This window comes from Cytobacillus spartinae, from assembly GCF_042865285.1.
Lineage (GTDB): Bacteria > Bacillota > Bacilli > Bacillales > Cytobacillaceae > Robertmurraya_A > Robertmurraya_A spartinae.
In genome coordinates, this window is record NZ_JBIACK010000001.1 from 561,401 (window position 1) to 576,551 (window position 15,151).

17 protein-coding genes and 1 pseudogene are annotated in these 15,151 nt (G+C 37.0%); 7 read left to right on the forward strand and 11 right to left on the reverse strand.

Annotated features, from left to right (window positions below):
• Window positions 1–21 precede the first annotated feature (21 nt).
• The gene (locus ACFYKX_RS02700) at window positions 22–2,766 is read right to left on the reverse strand and encodes an ATP-binding protein (RefSeq protein WP_389357802.1); all 2,745 of its coding nucleotides are present in this window, start codon (window positions 2,764–2,766) and stop codon (window positions 22–24) included.
• Window positions 2,767–3,060: 294 nt separating this feature from the next.
• Between ACFYKX_RS02700 and pxpB the strand changes: the two genes are divergently transcribed.
• Genes pxpB through pxpA form a run of 3 tightly spaced genes read left to right on the forward strand, consistent with a single transcriptional unit; the run spans window position 3,061 to window position 5,475 of the window.
• Window positions 3,061–3,771 (forward strand): 5-oxoprolinase subunit PxpB, encoded by a 711-nt coding sequence (gene pxpB / locus ACFYKX_RS02705; RefSeq protein WP_389357804.1) that lies wholly within the window; start codon window positions 3,061–3,063, stop codon window positions 3,769–3,771.
• Entirely contained in the window at window positions 3,762–4,730 is a 969-nt protein-coding gene (locus ACFYKX_RS02710; RefSeq protein WP_389357806.1) for a 5-oxoprolinase subunit C family protein, read from the forward strand. Before pxpB ends, ACFYKX_RS02710 begins: the two co-directional genes overlap by 10 nt.
• Entirely contained in the window at window positions 4,717–5,475 is a 759-nt protein-coding gene (gene pxpA / locus ACFYKX_RS02715; RefSeq protein ID WP_389359017.1) for a 5-oxoprolinase subunit PxpA, read from the forward strand. The genes ACFYKX_RS02710 and pxpA overlap by 14 nt, the downstream gene beginning before the upstream one ends.
• 98 nt (window positions 5,476–5,573) lie before the next feature.
• On the opposite strand, the gene ACFYKX_RS02720 is transcribed toward pxpA, so the two are convergent.
• The 4 genes from ACFYKX_RS02720 to ACFYKX_RS02735 all read right to left on the reverse strand — a co-directional run bounded on the left by ACFYKX_RS02720 (window position 5,574) and on the right by ACFYKX_RS02735 (window position 9,247).
• Entirely contained in the window at window positions 5,574–6,581 is a 1,008-nt protein-coding gene (locus ACFYKX_RS02720) for a YeiH family protein (protein WP_389357808.1), read from the reverse strand.
• 108 nt (window positions 6,582–6,689) lie between these two features.
• Entirely contained in the window at window positions 6,690–7,700 is a 1,011-nt protein-coding gene (locus tag ACFYKX_RS02725; RefSeq protein ID WP_389357810.1) for an ABC transporter substrate-binding protein, read from the reverse strand.
• Window positions 7,701–7,718: 18 nt separating this feature from the next.
• A complete protein-coding gene (locus ACFYKX_RS02730) occupies window positions 7,719–8,474 on the reverse strand; it encodes an ABC transporter permease (protein ID WP_389357812.1) in 756 nt (251 codons plus the stop codon).
• Window positions 8,471–9,247, reverse strand: a complete 777-nt coding sequence (locus tag ACFYKX_RS02735) for an ABC transporter ATP-binding protein (protein WP_389357814.1) — start codon at window positions 9,245–9,247, stop codon at window positions 8,471–8,473. The genes ACFYKX_RS02730 and ACFYKX_RS02735 overlap by 4 nt, the downstream gene beginning before the upstream one ends.
• Window positions 9,248–9,428: 181 nt before the next feature.
• On the opposite strand from ACFYKX_RS02735, the gene ACFYKX_RS02740 reads away from it, so the two are divergent.
• Window positions 9,429–9,944 (forward strand): hypothetical protein, encoded by a 516-nt coding sequence (locus ACFYKX_RS02740; RefSeq protein ID WP_389357816.1) that lies wholly within the window; start codon window positions 9,429–9,431, stop codon window positions 9,942–9,944.
• 12 nt (window positions 9,945–9,956) lie between these two features.
• Here the strand turns inward: ACFYKX_RS02740 and ACFYKX_RS02745 are convergent, their stop codons facing one another.
• Both ACFYKX_RS02745 and ACFYKX_RS02750 read right to left on the reverse strand, forming a co-directional pair.
• A complete protein-coding gene (locus ACFYKX_RS02745) occupies window positions 9,957–10,100 on the reverse strand; it encodes a hypothetical protein (RefSeq protein ID WP_389357818.1) in 144 nt (47 codons plus the stop codon).
• Between the two features lie 171 nt (window positions 10,101–10,271).
• The gene (locus ACFYKX_RS02750; RefSeq protein WP_389357820.1) at window positions 10,272–10,847 is read right to left on the reverse strand and encodes a hypothetical protein; all 576 of its coding nucleotides are present in this window, start codon (window positions 10,845–10,847) and stop codon (window positions 10,272–10,274) included.
• Window positions 10,848–11,048: 201 nt separating this feature from the next.
• Between ACFYKX_RS02750 and ACFYKX_RS02755 the strand changes: the two genes are divergently transcribed.
• Window positions 11,049–11,393, forward strand: coding sequence for a hypothetical protein (locus ACFYKX_RS02755; protein ID WP_389357821.1), 345 nt, complete (start codon window positions 11,049–11,051; stop codon window positions 11,391–11,393).
• Between the two features lie 1,036 nt (window positions 11,394–12,429).
• Here ACFYKX_RS02755 and ACFYKX_RS02760 read toward each other — a convergent pair.
• The 3 genes from ACFYKX_RS02760 to ACFYKX_RS02770 all read right to left on the reverse strand — a co-directional run bounded on the left by ACFYKX_RS02760 (window position 12,430) and on the right by ACFYKX_RS02770 (window position 13,287).
• Window positions 12,430–12,696 carry a hypothetical protein gene (locus ACFYKX_RS02760; RefSeq protein ID WP_389357823.1) on the reverse strand — a complete coding sequence of 89 codons (267 nt, stop codon included), beginning with the start codon at window positions 12,694–12,696 and terminating at the stop codon, window positions 12,430–12,432.
• A 35-nt stretch (window positions 12,697–12,731) separates the two neighbouring features.
• Window positions 12,732–12,917 carry a DUF6954 family protein gene (locus ACFYKX_RS02765; RefSeq protein WP_389357825.1) on the reverse strand — a complete coding sequence of 62 codons (186 nt, stop codon included), beginning with the start codon at window positions 12,915–12,917 and terminating at the stop codon, window positions 12,732–12,734.
• Window positions 12,918–12,993: 76 nt separating this feature from the next.
• Window positions 12,994–13,287, reverse strand: a complete 294-nt coding sequence (locus tag ACFYKX_RS02770; protein WP_389357827.1) for a hypothetical protein — start codon at window positions 13,285–13,287, stop codon at window positions 12,994–12,996.
• A gap of 161 nt (window positions 13,288–13,448) precedes the next feature.
• Between ACFYKX_RS02770 and ACFYKX_RS02775 the strand changes: the two are divergent.
• A pseudogene (locus ACFYKX_RS02775) lies at window positions 13,449–14,308 on the forward strand (mechanosensitive ion channel family protein).
• Between the two features lie 42 nt (window positions 14,309–14,350).
• On the opposite strand, the gene ACFYKX_RS02780 reads toward ACFYKX_RS02775, so the two are convergent.
• On the reverse strand, window positions 14,351–14,794 hold the full coding sequence (locus ACFYKX_RS02780) for a GNAT family N-acetyltransferase (RefSeq protein ID WP_389357829.1): 444 nt from the start codon (window positions 14,792–14,794) through the stop codon (window positions 14,351–14,353).
• 119 nt (window positions 14,795–14,913) lie between these two features.
• Here ACFYKX_RS02780 and ACFYKX_RS02785 point away from each other — a divergent pair, with 119 nt between their 5' ends.
• A complete protein-coding gene (locus tag ACFYKX_RS02785) occupies window positions 14,914–15,111 on the forward strand; it encodes a hypothetical protein (protein WP_389357831.1) in 198 nt (65 codons plus the stop codon).
• Window positions 15,112–15,151 lie beyond the last annotated feature (40 nt).

Consider the following 15,151-nt stretch of genomic DNA (forward strand, 5'->3'; position numbering starts at 1 on the left):
CTAAACCTAACCTATGTTCTCCTACTTATAAAGCCACACTTTAAGTAAAGAGAAAAGCTGTTCTAGATTCACAGGCTTGCTTATATAATCTGATGCACCTGCATCGATACACTTCTGACGGTCATTTTTCATCGCTTTTGCAGTTAACGCAATAATTGGTAATGCCTCAAATTTTGGGATAGAGCGCAGCCTACGGATAGCCTCATATCCATCCATTTCAGGCATCATAATATCCATTAACACTACATCCACATTTGGGTCATCATTCAGGGATTGGAGTGCTTCTCTGCCGTTTTCAGCAAAGGAAACAATCATTCCTTCCGCTTCTAATGAAGTAGTCAAAGCAAAGATATTTCTCATATCATCATCTACGACCAACACTCTTTTCCCTTCTAACATTTCCTCACTAACTCGATTATGTTCTAAAGCATGGATTGGAGGATTAACTAATTCCGATTCTTTCTTAGAAGCTTGTGATTCTTCATGATTAGATAGGCTAACTGCTACCTCTTCATAGGCTTCAAGAAATTCTTCTGTTGGTTCGTTTTTTTCTGGGAGATAGAATGTGAAAATACTACCTTTGCCAACCATACTCTCAACCGTAATGTAACCACCAAGTAAATCTGCTAGCTCTCGACAAATGGATAATCCTAATCCAGTTCCCCCAAACTTACGGCTGGTCGTTCCATCTTCTTGTTGGAACGCTTCAAAAATAAGCTCTTGTTTGTCTTTTGAAATTCCAATCCCACTATCTATTACGCGGAATCGTACGTAAGGTTCATCGCCTTGATTTAATGATGTTACCTCGGTGGTTACCTCTAATTCAACAGACCCTTTTTCCGTGAATTTTAAAGCATTTGATAGGAGGTTCTTAATGATTTGATAAACCTTTTGCTCATCCGTATAAAGAACACCTGGAACTGCCTCAGATATATCAATTTTAAAAGTTAAGTTCTTTTGTTCAGCTAATGGAGAGAATTGTTTCTCTGTAAAAGTAAGTACATCTCGAATGTCCGTTTCTCCAATGTGAACTTCGGCTTTACCTGATTCAATTTTGGATAGGTCTAGAATATCGTTAATAAGTTGAAGCAAGTCCTTTCCTGCTGAATGAATCGTTTGGGCGTACTCCGTTTGTTTCTCCGTTAAATTGCCTTCTTTATTTTCTACAAGAATTTGAGCTAAAATCAGCAAGCTATTTAAAGGCGTTCTTAGTTCATGTGACATATTCGCTAAAAATTCTGATTTGTATTGGGAGCTTAATAGAACTTGTCTTGTTTTTTCTTCTAAAGCCGTCTTCGCTTCTTGCAGATCTGTTGTCTTCTGTTCAGAATGTTTGTATTGAGCTTCTAGCTCCTCATTCATTGTGCGAAGTTCCTCTTGTTGTAACTGTAGTTCTTCTGACTGACTTTGAAGTTCCTCATTTAGAGTTTGAGCTTCTTCAAGCAACTGTCTTACTTGCATCTGTCTTTGAATTCGATGAATTGTTATACCAAGTTGTTCAACGGATTGTTCTAATAGTTTAATATGTAGTGGAGAAAAAGCAGTTATAGATGCTATTTCAATGACACCAATTACCTCTCCCTCTTGTTGTACTGGAACAATGATGATACTAGCAGGAGAAGTTTGTCCGAGACCAGATGCTATTTTTATATAGTCTTCTGGGACATCCTTTAGAAATTTGATTTTCTTATCCTTTGCACATTGACCTACTAGACCTTCCCCTATCTCCACCATATTTGAAAGGGGTTCTAAATCTCCTACCTTATTCTCAGCAAAAGCTGATAGTTTCTTTAAGTATTCTTTTTCTTTATTCTCTTCTTTTATATAGAGGACACCATATCCTCCTTCTACCATGGGAACGATTGTTTGGATGTATTCCTGACCCAAGTTATGAAGGTCTAATAACCCTTGAGATAGAGTGGAAAGTTCTGCGACTTTTGTTTTTAACCAGTTTTGTTCTTCCATCTCTTCCTTATATTTTCTTTCGTTTGCCTCGTGCTTCTCTAATGCAGCTGCCATTTCGTTATAGGCGTTAGATATCTCACCTATCTCATCATGACTAATAACTGGAATTCTGGGTAAATTTTCAGAACCATATTGGATACTACTCATTACATTTTTTACTTTTTTCATTTGTTTTGAAAGTGTATTAATCGTCCAATAAGACAATCCAACACCAATGATTAAGACAATTATAATGGCTAGAATACTTATAGCTATGGCATTCTTATATGTTTCGTCAGTCTCCAAAAGTGTTTGATCCATGATGTCTTCTTGAATGCTGATCAACGACTCAGTCGTGTTCATTAAATATATATGTTGGTTTTGCAGACCACTTATTGATGCGGCAACACCTTCCGATTCTCCACTAATCATACGAGAGATAACGATGTCCATAGTGGTTTCATATTGGTGGAACTGCTTTTTTAAAGTGGTGAGTTCCTTCTTTGCTTCTTCCACTTTAATAATAGAAGTAAGGATAGCTAGATTTTCATTTATAAGTTTGTTTGATTCTCGAATCGACTGTATATACGAAATATCATTATTTTCATTTAGATCAATGGTAAAGCTATTAAAGAATCGATCAACCTTTCTCATCTCCATACGAGCTTGGTTAATCAGCTTGATTTTCTCATAACGGTCATCAATCAAGTGATTGATATCTTGATTTTGATTATTTAGCATACTGACGATGATGGCTAATAAAATGGTCATCAACATGATAATTAATCCAAATCCTACATAGAGTCTTGTGTTAAATCTCATCAGTAGACATCCTTTCTGTTTTCAATTTTGTAGGAAATGATTAAGAAATTGTTCTGTTGTTCAAGCACCTCATTTTCATAATGTATTAAACTAATCTTCTATTAATATAAGTAAACCATATTATAACTATATAATTAAAGGGAAAATGTCTGTTTTTAGGGAAAAAACCAGGAAATTGGTCACTTTTCCAAGATTTATAGGACTGTAGCAACTTTACCTACTAGAATGGTAGATCACAATTCTGTTCATTCGTTCTTTCTTCCGTTAATATGGAAGTATAATAATTAAAGAGGTGTGATCAGTTTGAACTACAGAATTAGTCCTCTCGGGGATCGAGCTATCATCATCCAATTTGGTGAAGAAATTACAAAAGAAGCAAATTACTTTGTTCATGATGCTGCAAAACGTATTCAATTAAATCCTTTTCAAGGATATATAGAGCTAGTCCCCGCTTTTCACACATTAACGGTTCATTATGACCCTGTGCTTGTCCAGTCTAATATGCCCTATCTGTATGTTATCCAAGAAATAAAAAAGAGACTTGAAGGAAAAATAGATAATCTAAAGAGAAACGGTAAAATGGTAAAAATTCCTGTATGCTATGAGCATGAGTTTGCTCCTGACATTGATATTGTAGCCAAACATAATGGATTAACTAAAAAAGAAGTTATTCATTTACATACTAAAAACATATACGATGTTTATTTCCTCGGATTCTCTCCTGGATTCCCTTTTTTAGGAGGGATGGATAAAAACCTATCAACGCCTAGAAAGGATTCGCCTCGCCTAAAGATTCCTGCTGGTTCCGTTGGAATTGCAGGTATGCAAACCGGGATATACCCTATTGAAACGCCTGGTGGTTGGCAAATAATTGGGAGAACCCCCGTAACACTATTCGATGCTAAACTATCTCCACCCTCCCGAATTGTAGCTGGTGATCAAGTGCAATTTTTCGAGATTACTAAAAATGATTTTAAAGGTTGGGAGGATACACTGTGGGAATAAAAGTCATTAAACCTGGTCTTTATACGACCATTCAGGATTCTGGTAGATTTGGGTATCAGCAGTTTGGAATTGTAACAACAGGTGTAATGGACTTCCACTCATACCGGCTTGCGAATTGGTTGGTTGGAAATAATTCTAATGAAGCTGTCATTGAAATGACGATGATTGGTCCTATTCTTTGTTTTGAAAAAGATGCAGTGATCAGTGTGTGTGGAGCAGACATGAACCCTCGTATTAATAATCAAAGCGTGCCCATTGGGAGACCTCTTTGGGTTAGGAAGGGGCAAACTCTTTCCTTTGGTAGGCTCTCCTCCGGTTGTAGAGGTTACCTAGCTGTTCATGGTGGAATTAAAGTCCCTGATGTGTTGGGAAGTAAAAGTACATATGATAAAGGGGGTATAGGAGGACTCCGCGGGACCCCCTTGAAAGTAAATGACCAGGTTCCGATTGCTGAGAGCCGGTTAAATAATCCTATTAAATGGAACCTTTCTTCGCACTGGTTTACATACGATCATTCAGTCATTCGTTTCTTAGAAGGAAAACAATTTGATTGGTTTACGGACGACAGCAAACGAACGTTTATGGAAGAGACTTTCACCATTCAATCTAACTCAGATCGAATGGGTTTTAGACTAAATGGAAAACCTTTGTTTCTAAAAGAAAAGAAGGAGTTAATAACAGAAGGTGTAACATTTGGATCGGTTCAGGTCCCTTCTAATGGTCAACCAATCATTCTGATGGCTGACAAACAAACGACAGGTGGATACCCAAAGATTGCACAAATAGCTTCAATTGACCTCCCCCTACTCGCCCAAAAGAAACCTGGTGAATCTATTCTATTCAAACTTGTTTCTTTAGAGGAAGCTCAACGCTTATATGTAACGAAAGAGAGAGAATTACGTGTAATTAAACGGATGATAAAAGAAAAGCTGATGGATGTGATTGATAATGAAAATTGATTTAAATTGTGATTTGGGAGAAAGCTTCGGTGCCTATAAAATAGGAAACGACGAAGAAATGATGAAGTACATTACCTCTGCAAATATTGCTTGTGGGTTCCATGCTGGAGACCCTTCTATTATGAGGAGAACAGTGAGGTTGGCCCTAAACCATGGAGTGTCTATAGGAGCTCATCCTGGCCTACCAGATTTATATGGATTTGGTCGAAGAGAGATTTCAGTTACCGCTGATGAAGTGTATGATTTAGTCGTGTATCAAATCGGTGCCCTACAGGCCTTTGTTACTTCTGAAGGCGGGAAAATGAATCATGTGAAACCACACGGAGCTTTGTATAATATGTGCGCAGTCAATCAGGATCTAGCTGAATCCGTTGCCAAGGCAGTTTACCATGTAAACCCTGATTTGATTCTATTTGGGTTAAATAATAGTACGTTAATTTATGAAGGCGAAAAGGTTGGCCTTAAAACGGCTAACGAGGTATTTGCCGATCGTACTTATCAGTCAGATGGAACATTAACTCCTAGGAGCCATCCTCAGGCACTGATTGAGAGTGATGAAGCTTCGATCAACCAAGTTCTTCAAATGATTTTTGAAAAAAAAGTCACATCTATCGATCAAGTTGAAGTGCCCCTCCATGCAGATACCATTTGTCTACACGGAGACGGACAACATGCAGTAAAATTTGCAAAGAAAATTACAGAAACACTGACTAGTAAGGAAGTGGTCCTGACTGCTTATAAGTAGGGTGAAGAATCGGGATTACTCATAGTTGTATATAAATTAAACCGAGCATACATAAAAAAGATGGAACTCTGTCAGAAGAGAACCATCTTTTTTTCATTTTATAATAAATAAAATATCATCAATAAACTTATGACTGATACCGATATAGAAGCAAAAAGCCCAACGATAAATGGCTTTAACCCTAGGCTTGCAAACTGCTTAACATTTACTTGCAAACCTACCGCAGCCATCACCATAATGATAAGAAACTTTGCAATATCATTAGATAATTGAGCAATCGATTCAGGAATGATTCCAACTGTATTTAATACACTCATTAACAAAAACCAAAGGATAAACCAAGGAAATGCTTGTTTTAAAGAGCCTTTCATTGAGGTTGGTTGAGTCTTTCCCCTCATAAGTAATGGTAAGACTAACATAATCGGAAGGATAAACAATGTCCGAGCAAGCTTCACCGTAGTTGATACTTCACCCGCTTCGTTTCCATATGCATAACCTACGGCAACAGCAGTTGAGGTATCATGAACTGCAGTCCCAGCCCATATACCAAATGCAGTAGCATTAAATTGGAACAAGTGTCCAATAAGCGGATATGAAAAAAACGCAATTAAGTTAAAAACGACAATTGTTGAAATGGCGTATGCTGTTTCGTCATCTTTCGCATCCAATATCCCCTTTACACACGATATGGCAGTTGCTCCACAAATGCTTGTGCCAACCCCAATCATGAGCGTTAACGTCCGATCGAGCTTTAATAGTCTACCAAACCAAACCGTTAATAAAATACCAAGGATGACAGAAGTTAAGATGATTAATAATGATTGCTGACCTACTTTAATGATCATTTGTAGATTTAGACCCAACCCTAGAAGGATAATGGCAAGCTTTAGTATCTTCTTTAGGACTATTTGTATTCCAATATGGTAACTACTACGGATCCCCACCGTATTATTAAGAAATATCCCAATGGTAATCGCAAATAGGATGCTCCCAAACAGTGGAAAAAGTTCTCCCAGTTGTTTTGATATGATGGCTATAATAGCGGCAAGTGCAACACCACTAGTCCAATTGGGCAAACTTGATGTTAGACGTGATAAATATGCCATGATGTTCAATGCTCCTTAATTTTATACAGAGGTAAAAATATAAATGACACAATAAAAGGGTATCAAAGATTCTCTTCTTTGACACCCTTTTTTAGTGATGAACTTTACTTAGCGACGAGCCGTTTCACTTGAGATGAATTGCTTATCAATTAAATCTGTAAAGTTTGGTTGTTCTTTTAAGAACTTTAGAACGTATGAACTGTCAGCAAATTCTTGAACTGCATTTTCATCAATTTCATACGTAAATCCAATACGTTCCCAAGCTAGGTCAACCACTTCTCGTGATAATTCTTGACCAGTTTCAGCTTTAATATCTTTAATCGTAATTTCTTTTGATTCTTCAGGGTTTTCGATTATAAAATCAACGGCTTCTTTGTGGGCAGATACAATGCTTTCAATTACTTCTGGGCTTTCGTCGATCATTTTTCCAGAAGCAACTAGGACTGCTGCAGGAAGAGTCTCTCCCCATGATACTTCATTCCAAGGGATAACAACTTCTGCTCCAGTTTCTAATTCAATTTGTGCTGCCCATGGTTCAGGTGCTACGACAACATCGACCTTACCAGATTGTAACATTGCAGAATATTGAGCTGGTTTACCTGTTAGATGTTTCATTGTACCACCAATACGTTCAGAAGTAACACCAATTTCATTTAAATAAGTTTCATATTGCACGTCATGTGTACAACCTACCGCTGGAGTTATATAGACTTTTCCAGCAAAATCTTCAGGCTTTTTAATCCCACTGTCTTTGGCTGCTAAAACGACCGTACCACCAGTTGAAGCACCAGCAATAATTCGAACATCCGCTCCCGTTGAGTAGTTATTCATTGCAGGACCAGGTCCTACAATACCAGCATCAATGTCTCCTGTTTTAAGAGCAGTCATGAACGCACTACCATCTGCAAATGTTTTGTATTCAATTGTTGTTCCATCACCAAGTTGTTGTTGGAAGTAACCTTTTTCTTTAGCAACCATAGCTGGTACGTGGTTAATATTTGGGAAATACCCTATAACGACCTTTTCTTTTGAAGCTGATTTTTCTGCTCCACCGCAACCTGCAAGAACTCCTACAAATGCAAGTAAAGATACCATTAATAATAGAGCTTTTTTCTTCATCTTTCTTCCTCCCCAATTTTAGGACTCTAGTCCCCATCTTTCTATTACTGACTTTTCAATGCGTTGGAAAATTAATTGGTCTACTACCGCCCCAATAATTCCAATAATAATCATTACTCCTACAACAAGAGCCATGTCGCCAAAGTCTGATGCATAACGAAGTGTATATCCTAGCCCTGGACCAGTACTTAAAAGCTCCCCTGCCATTAATGCACGCCAAGCAAATGCCCAAGCAAGTCTAGCTCCAGTTACAACGTAAGGAATGGATGCTGGGAAAATCACTCGTGTAAACAAATCTATACCAGTTGAGCCCATTGTTTGTGCAGCTCTTATATATAATGGTGAAACGTTCTTAATCCCCATTCGCATATTCAAGGTCATAACAAAAGTTCCACCGAGTATAACAACGAAAATAACAGAGACTTCATTCATCCCAAACCACATAATCGCTAATGGAAGCCACACGATACTTGGTACACTTTGTAGTGCTAAGATTAACGTTCCAATGGTTTCATCAGCAGTTTTAGATTTTGCTAAAAGAACGCCTAATGCCCCCCCAAGTACTAATGAAATTCCGAGACCGATTAATAATCGCTTAAAACTCGCAACTAAATCGTAGATTAACGTTTTATCCTCAAACCCGGTTACAAGTGCATTAAATACACCTGTTGGCGAGGGTAAAATTGTTGGAAGCCACAGTTCAAGTCTAGAGCCTAATTCCCATAGTCCAATAATGACGGCAAAGAAGATTATTCGTTTCATCCATGGTTTCATTGCTCTAATTCCTCACTTACGACTTTATCGATTTCTTTCTTCAGATAGCTCATAATATGGTCTTCAATTTCAAGCATTTTCTGCTTATGTTGATCTCGTGGTCGAGGTATATCTACCTTAATATCTTGTAAGATTGTACCTGGTTTTGTTCCCATCACAATGATTCTATCTGAGAGCTTAATAGATTCAGAGATACTATGTGTTACAAATAGAATCGTCTTCTTAGTCTCTGTCCAGATGGATTCAAGCTGTGTGTGCAGACGAGATCTAGTTTGTTCGTCTAATGCACCAAAGGGTTCATCCATTAGAAGTATATCGGGATTCATGGCTAACGCTCTTGCAATAGAAACACGTTGCTGCATCCCACCTGATAACTCGTGAGGATAATGATCCATGTATTTTCCTAACTGAACCATTTTCAAGTACTTCTTCGCTACGTCTTGTGCATCCTTTTTAGACATCTCTTTTTTCAAAGGAAAAGTCACATTCTCTGTTACGTTTAGCCATGGAAAAAGCGCTGCCTGCTGGAACACCATTCCGCGGTCTTTACCTGGTTTTTCAATTAACTTATCACTTACTAGTACATTCCCATTCGTTGCTTTCGTAAGACCCGCAACAATATTTAATAACGTTGATTTCCCACATCCAGAAGGTCCAAGAATGGAGATGAATTCGCCTTTATTTATAGAAAGATTAATATCTTTTAAAATGTCTACGGGTTCGTTCTCTTTATTCATATATTGTTTATTTACTTGCTTTATCTCAATAAACACGGTTCCCCACCTATTCATATAATTCATATTAAATTACTCGGATATTGTTTAATTATAGTGTATTCACTGTGCTTGTCAAGCTTTCCTTTCGATTTCTTTCCCTTCGTGCTTAAAGAAAAGTTTACCAATTTCTATAGTGGCATTATACTTAATGTAAGAAAATCTTAGGAGTTGAACTTGTATGAGGTTATTGAACTCTTTTCTTTTTTGCGTGCTATGCTCATTCTTACTAATAAGCTGCAATACAGTTCCGCAGGAAAAGTTGTATTCGATGCCTGAGGAAATGCCAGAATCATTTGGATTTCACGTAAAATATGGGATTGGGATGAAAAATGAGATTAATACTTATGAGGGAGCAGTAGTGAAAGATCTTATTGCTAAAGGAACACACAAAACAACGGACATTGTTTTTACTGAAGAAGAAATGAAGAACATATATGAAATGGTCCGACAAACCGAACCATTTTCCCCAAAATATTTGGCTCAGAGTAATTCCTGTAACCAGACCCCTTACAATGAATTCTATATTGAGATAACTGTAGAGAATCATACAACAAATTTTCACTTTTCAGAGGAGTACTGCGAATTAACCGACGATGGTAAAAAATTCAAGTCACTAATTTATAAGATCCATGATCTATTACAAGAAAAAGAAGAGTACAAGCAACTCCCACAAGCCGAGGGTGGATATGATTGAAAAAGGAGGGGCCTACCCCTCTTGATTATTTAATTCAATTTCAGCCCTCATTCTCTCCTCTTCTTCATCCACACTAATACGAGCTATTTGCTCTACTAATTGGTGATGCAATTTATCCATATCTTCCTGACACATAAACTGTTCTTTTTTATCCATAATGGTCTCCACCTTCTATTATTAAGTTACTTATATCGTCCCCTATCAAAAAAATTACTATGCAGATACGATTGAGGAATCTAGTTTACATAATAAAATTACGATAAAGTAATAGTAAAAAAATAAAAACGGCACTACGCAGTGTCGTTTTTTCTGTAAGATTATTATTTGTTAATGGAAATAAATACCCGTCAATTTATTAATGGCGCGAGAAAATTTAGTCCATTCAGATGGAAAAGATTCAAGCCCTTCACTTTCATATACTTTGCTTTTTGTCTTTAATTTAACGTTCCAGCTCGTCCCGTCTAGAACAAGATGGTCTAACTGATAATTCCTTTTCCAATCCCAAATTTTCATTTTATATATTTCTTTTTTAAATTGTTCAACCGAACCCATCGTGACAAGTCTTTTCTGTTTCTCCGAGACTTTACAATCAATGCACCATTCAAAGAAATAAAATACTTCATTTATAAAATCAACTCTTATTAAATGAGTTGGCCCCGGAAATCCACCAATACTAGCCGTTAATGAAACGAGTTCTTTTTCTTGTCTAATTGATACAATATTATCATCAACTGAAAACAAATCTTTTTTTCGCGATACAGCTGATTTTACCTGGGCTATTTTAATGGGTTTCTCCTGGTTATTTTCATAACCTTGAGAATCATTTATTTCATTACAAATAGAAGAAAAAGATACCGGTCCGTTTTTTTCTATGATGGTTAATATTTTCTCATACATATTCATTTTTTCTCTTTTCCCCCAGAAGTGTATTCCAAGCCATACAGTCTGTCGTATTAAAATTATATTGTATTATAACATGTTTAACTGTAACAAATGACACGATTTGCTAATACCATATAAATTTTTTAATTCACCTGCTAAGAGTTTTCAATGTTCTTTAATTCATGTACTATAGACAAGGAATGATTTTTGAGGGGACGATGTATGATAGCTGACATTTTGTGGACGATCTATTTAGGGATTCTCGGTACTTCTGCCATTAGTTTTTTGGTAAAGCGAAAATATACGACGTATAAAACAAAATTGGATTTCATTATTTCCGTTATTACTTGGTTTGGGTTATTTGGTTACGTAACTGACCTAAATTTCTTCTCACCTTTCTTTTGGAAAATTGTTTTCGTGATCGGATTATTGTGGGATATTCTTTTTACAATCTTCTTTCTACATGAGTATGAAGAAGAGGAAGAACTTCCTCTTCCCTTTAGGTTTTTCGGATTACTGATTATTGCCCCGCTTTATTATGGGCTTTTTATGTATGCGTTCAAATAAGGGTCGCGAATAGGTCTTGATTGAACTTTTTCTAGATTTTACGGTCCATTTAGATTTTTTATAAACTATTTACGAATACTTGTTAATTGAAGGAAGCGTGACGACTACAACGGGCAATGTGTAAACCTTGAGCCCCTCAGGGAGCTATTCGGCCCAAAAGGGTAAAAGCTCGCACCCGCAGAAACACTCTTTCTTTTCGCGTTTACTCAATTATTGGCCGTGGCTCGGTAGGAATAACTCTCTTTCTTTCCGCGTTTACTCAATAATAGACCGTGGCGCGGCTGGAATAACACTCTTTCTTCCCGCGTTTACTCAATAATAGACCGTGGCGCGGTAGGAATAACACTCTTTCTTTCCGCGATTACTCAATTATTGACCGTGGCGCGGCTGGAATAACACTCTTTCTTCCCGCGTTTAATCATTTATAGGCCGTGGCGCGATAGGAATAACACTCTTTCTTTCCGCGATTACTCAATTATAGGCCGTGACGCGGCTGGAATAACACTCTTTCTTTCCGCGATTACTCAATTATTGACCGTGGCGCGGTAGGAATAACACTCTTTCTTTCCGCGTTTACTCAATTATTGACCGTGGCGCGGTAGGAATAACACTCTTTCTTTCCGCGATTACTCAATTATTGACCGTGGCGCGGTAGGAATAACACTCTTTCTTCCCGCGTTTAATCAATTATAGGCCGTGGCGCGGTAGGAATAACTCTCTTTCTTTCCGCGATTACTCAATTATTGACTGTGTCGCGGTAGGAATAACACTCTTTCTTTCCGCGATTACTCAATTATTGACCGTGGCGCGGTAGGAATAACACTCTTTCTTTCCGCGATTACTCAGTTATAGGACCAGGCGCGGCTGGAATAGCACTCTTTCTTTCCTCGGTTAATCAAAATAATGTTCTAGTTCGCCCCGTAGCATAAATTAAAGGTTTTTAGATCATTAACTTAACAAAAAGACTGAAGGTAAACTAAATTTGTATAGTTTGCCTCCAGTCTAAGTCGTTATAATAAAACGGTTTTTTATTCACTTACTCAAAAAAGTCCTTAATGAACTCCAGGTCACTTATTAATAACTGTACTTCCTCTTTGGATAGGCGAACCGGCATTTGGTCATAAAGTGTCACGATTTGTCCTTCGAGATCATCTTGGTGTAACTGTAAGTAGTTATGTAGCTGATTCAACTGGTTTTCTGTCAAAACGGAAAGCGTTGAAAAGCTTTTTACTTGCTGAATAGAAAATTCTCTTCCGTTTTCATCGTATTCCCCTGAAAGAATATGGCCATCTAAATGATTCATAGTTAATAATCAACACCTATCTTCAATAACTTCAATTATATCTTAAGCTTCCTTAATAGCATGACATACAAGTACGTAATCACTACATACATAAATAGAACAACCGCTGCAGTCAATATCCTTTCAGACAACACTCCATCTGCTAAAAGAACGGGGCCTAGTCCGAAAAAAGTAATAAGCAAATATAAACAAATAAAAACAACGTTAGCTACCCATCTCAAGCGTACTCCCTCTCCTTCCATTCGCTCTATAGAAGTAGACGAATTAGCAAGAGTGGTTGTTACATACTACACATTTTTAATATTGGGTTCCGCATTCTCCGTGGTCACCGTACACCATCGATATCATCATTGTAGATGCATCGTCAGAAACCGTTTGGTAGTCCTTTGCAAAGTGCTTGAAACTATCACAAATCCCAACATTGTCTTCTCCAACACCTTCGGACCAACTTACAAAGTTTCGGTAATCTTCTAACGGATCATAAGATTCAAATGAAGCCACCACATCGTTGCTACCTAATGTTGTTACTTCTATTCCTTTATAAGTTCCGGGGTTATGTTCATCATATTTCACACAAGCATAGAAAATCATCACAATCATCTCCATTTAATTTTTCACTTTATTTTGAGCAATATCTTCAAAGTTTATGTTCATATTTGAGAATGACTTGATTGGCATGTGTTCGTGTAAAATAGAATAAGGTGTTTTATAAGGTCTATTCCTTAATATTTTTAAGTTTAAGTTAGGAGTACATGATGGAAATTATTAGATTTCTTAATGATTATAAAATCACAAGCATTATTATAGTAGCCATAATTGCTTGGTTAATTGTGTTTATTGTTAACAAACTGTTACATAATTTCTTCGAAAGAACGAGTCTACTAGAGGAAAGAAAGGAACAAACCATTGAAAGCATGTTTCGTTCTTTTACTCAATAACAGCCGTAATCGGTGTTCTCTTTTTTGCCATATCCCAATTTGTGGATGACTTTGGAAGAGTGCTGGCCGGAGCTGGAATTGTCGGGGTGATCGTCGGTTTTGGTGCCCAAAGTCTAATAAAGGATATATTAGCTGGAATTTTTCTAACCTATGAAAAACAGGTGCATAAAGGTGATTTTATTACCATTAATAACACATTTAATGGTACGGTTGAGGACCTAGGACTTCGTTTTCTAAAGGTAAGAGAATGGAGTGGCAAACTACTAACGATTAATAATGGTGAAGTGAAACAAATTCACAACTATAATATTGAACGTATGAGGGTTATCGAAAGAGTCACCGTTAGCTTTCGGCAAGATCCAAAACAAGTATTTGAAGTATTAGAGCTAACATGTACAGACCTAAATGAACAACTACAAGACTACTTAAAAAAAGACCAAGATAATCAAATTATTGAACCTTTTCAATTGTATGGTATGACTTCATTAAATTCTGGCTTTAAAGGATACGAATATACGGTTACTGGACTGGTGGATGATAAGCTTTATTTTGAAGCTAGTAAAGTTGCAAGGTATATAATCGCACAAAAAATGTTTGAGAATAGCATTCAAATGGCGGAGGATCTAACATATATTAAGAAAAACGATCCTCAATATGAGCAAAATCATAGCTAAGAAGGGAAAAGCACTACCGTTTCGTAGTGCTTTATTTCTTTATTATTGTGATAGTGTATAGCAGGCTAAAAGTTCGCCCCAAGGTGCCTCTCCTTTAGGTGCAAAACCTACTCGACTATACAATTGATGAGCAGCTTCGTTTGAAGGATGATACCCAACATAAATAAGATTACTTTTTCTTTCAGTACCTAACCTTTGGATCAGCTGGTATAGAGCTTGCTTCGCATACCCTTTTCCTTGGTGGTCCTTATCAATCATCAATCGATATATCCAATAGTTGTCATCATCAGGGTCTACTCCATACATCGTAAAGCCCACCATGGCTTCTTCAAAATAAATACCCATAGCCTCAAAATCCTCTAGAAACTGCACTTCAGCAATCGAGTAAAGATTGGATGCCATGAATGGCTCTTGGTCCTTATGTAATTGTAGTTCAATACATTGTTCCCAATTTTCCTTTGTTATAGGCCTTAAGCTTATTGTCAAATCAATCACTCCAAAAATAGATCTATTTCAAGGTTTACCGTTTTGACTTTATGAAATAATTTAATACTTGATACATATTTTTCAATTCATTTTACAAGCTATTTTTAGGAGGTGCTTTTATGGATCCTAAAAAGCCAGGTAATGAAAAGATGCCAGATTTTAAACAGCTAGATGATCGAGTTATTGCTGAGCCAACAGATGCCCCAACTTTGGTGATTAAAACAAATTTAGATTCCAATGATGTGTCAGAAGGAAATCCTTACTTTGAAGAAAGTGGGAAAAATAAACAAGCATTAAAAGACTATTTTAAAGATTAACAATTGTCATACATAAGACACTACCAAGCGATAGTGTCTT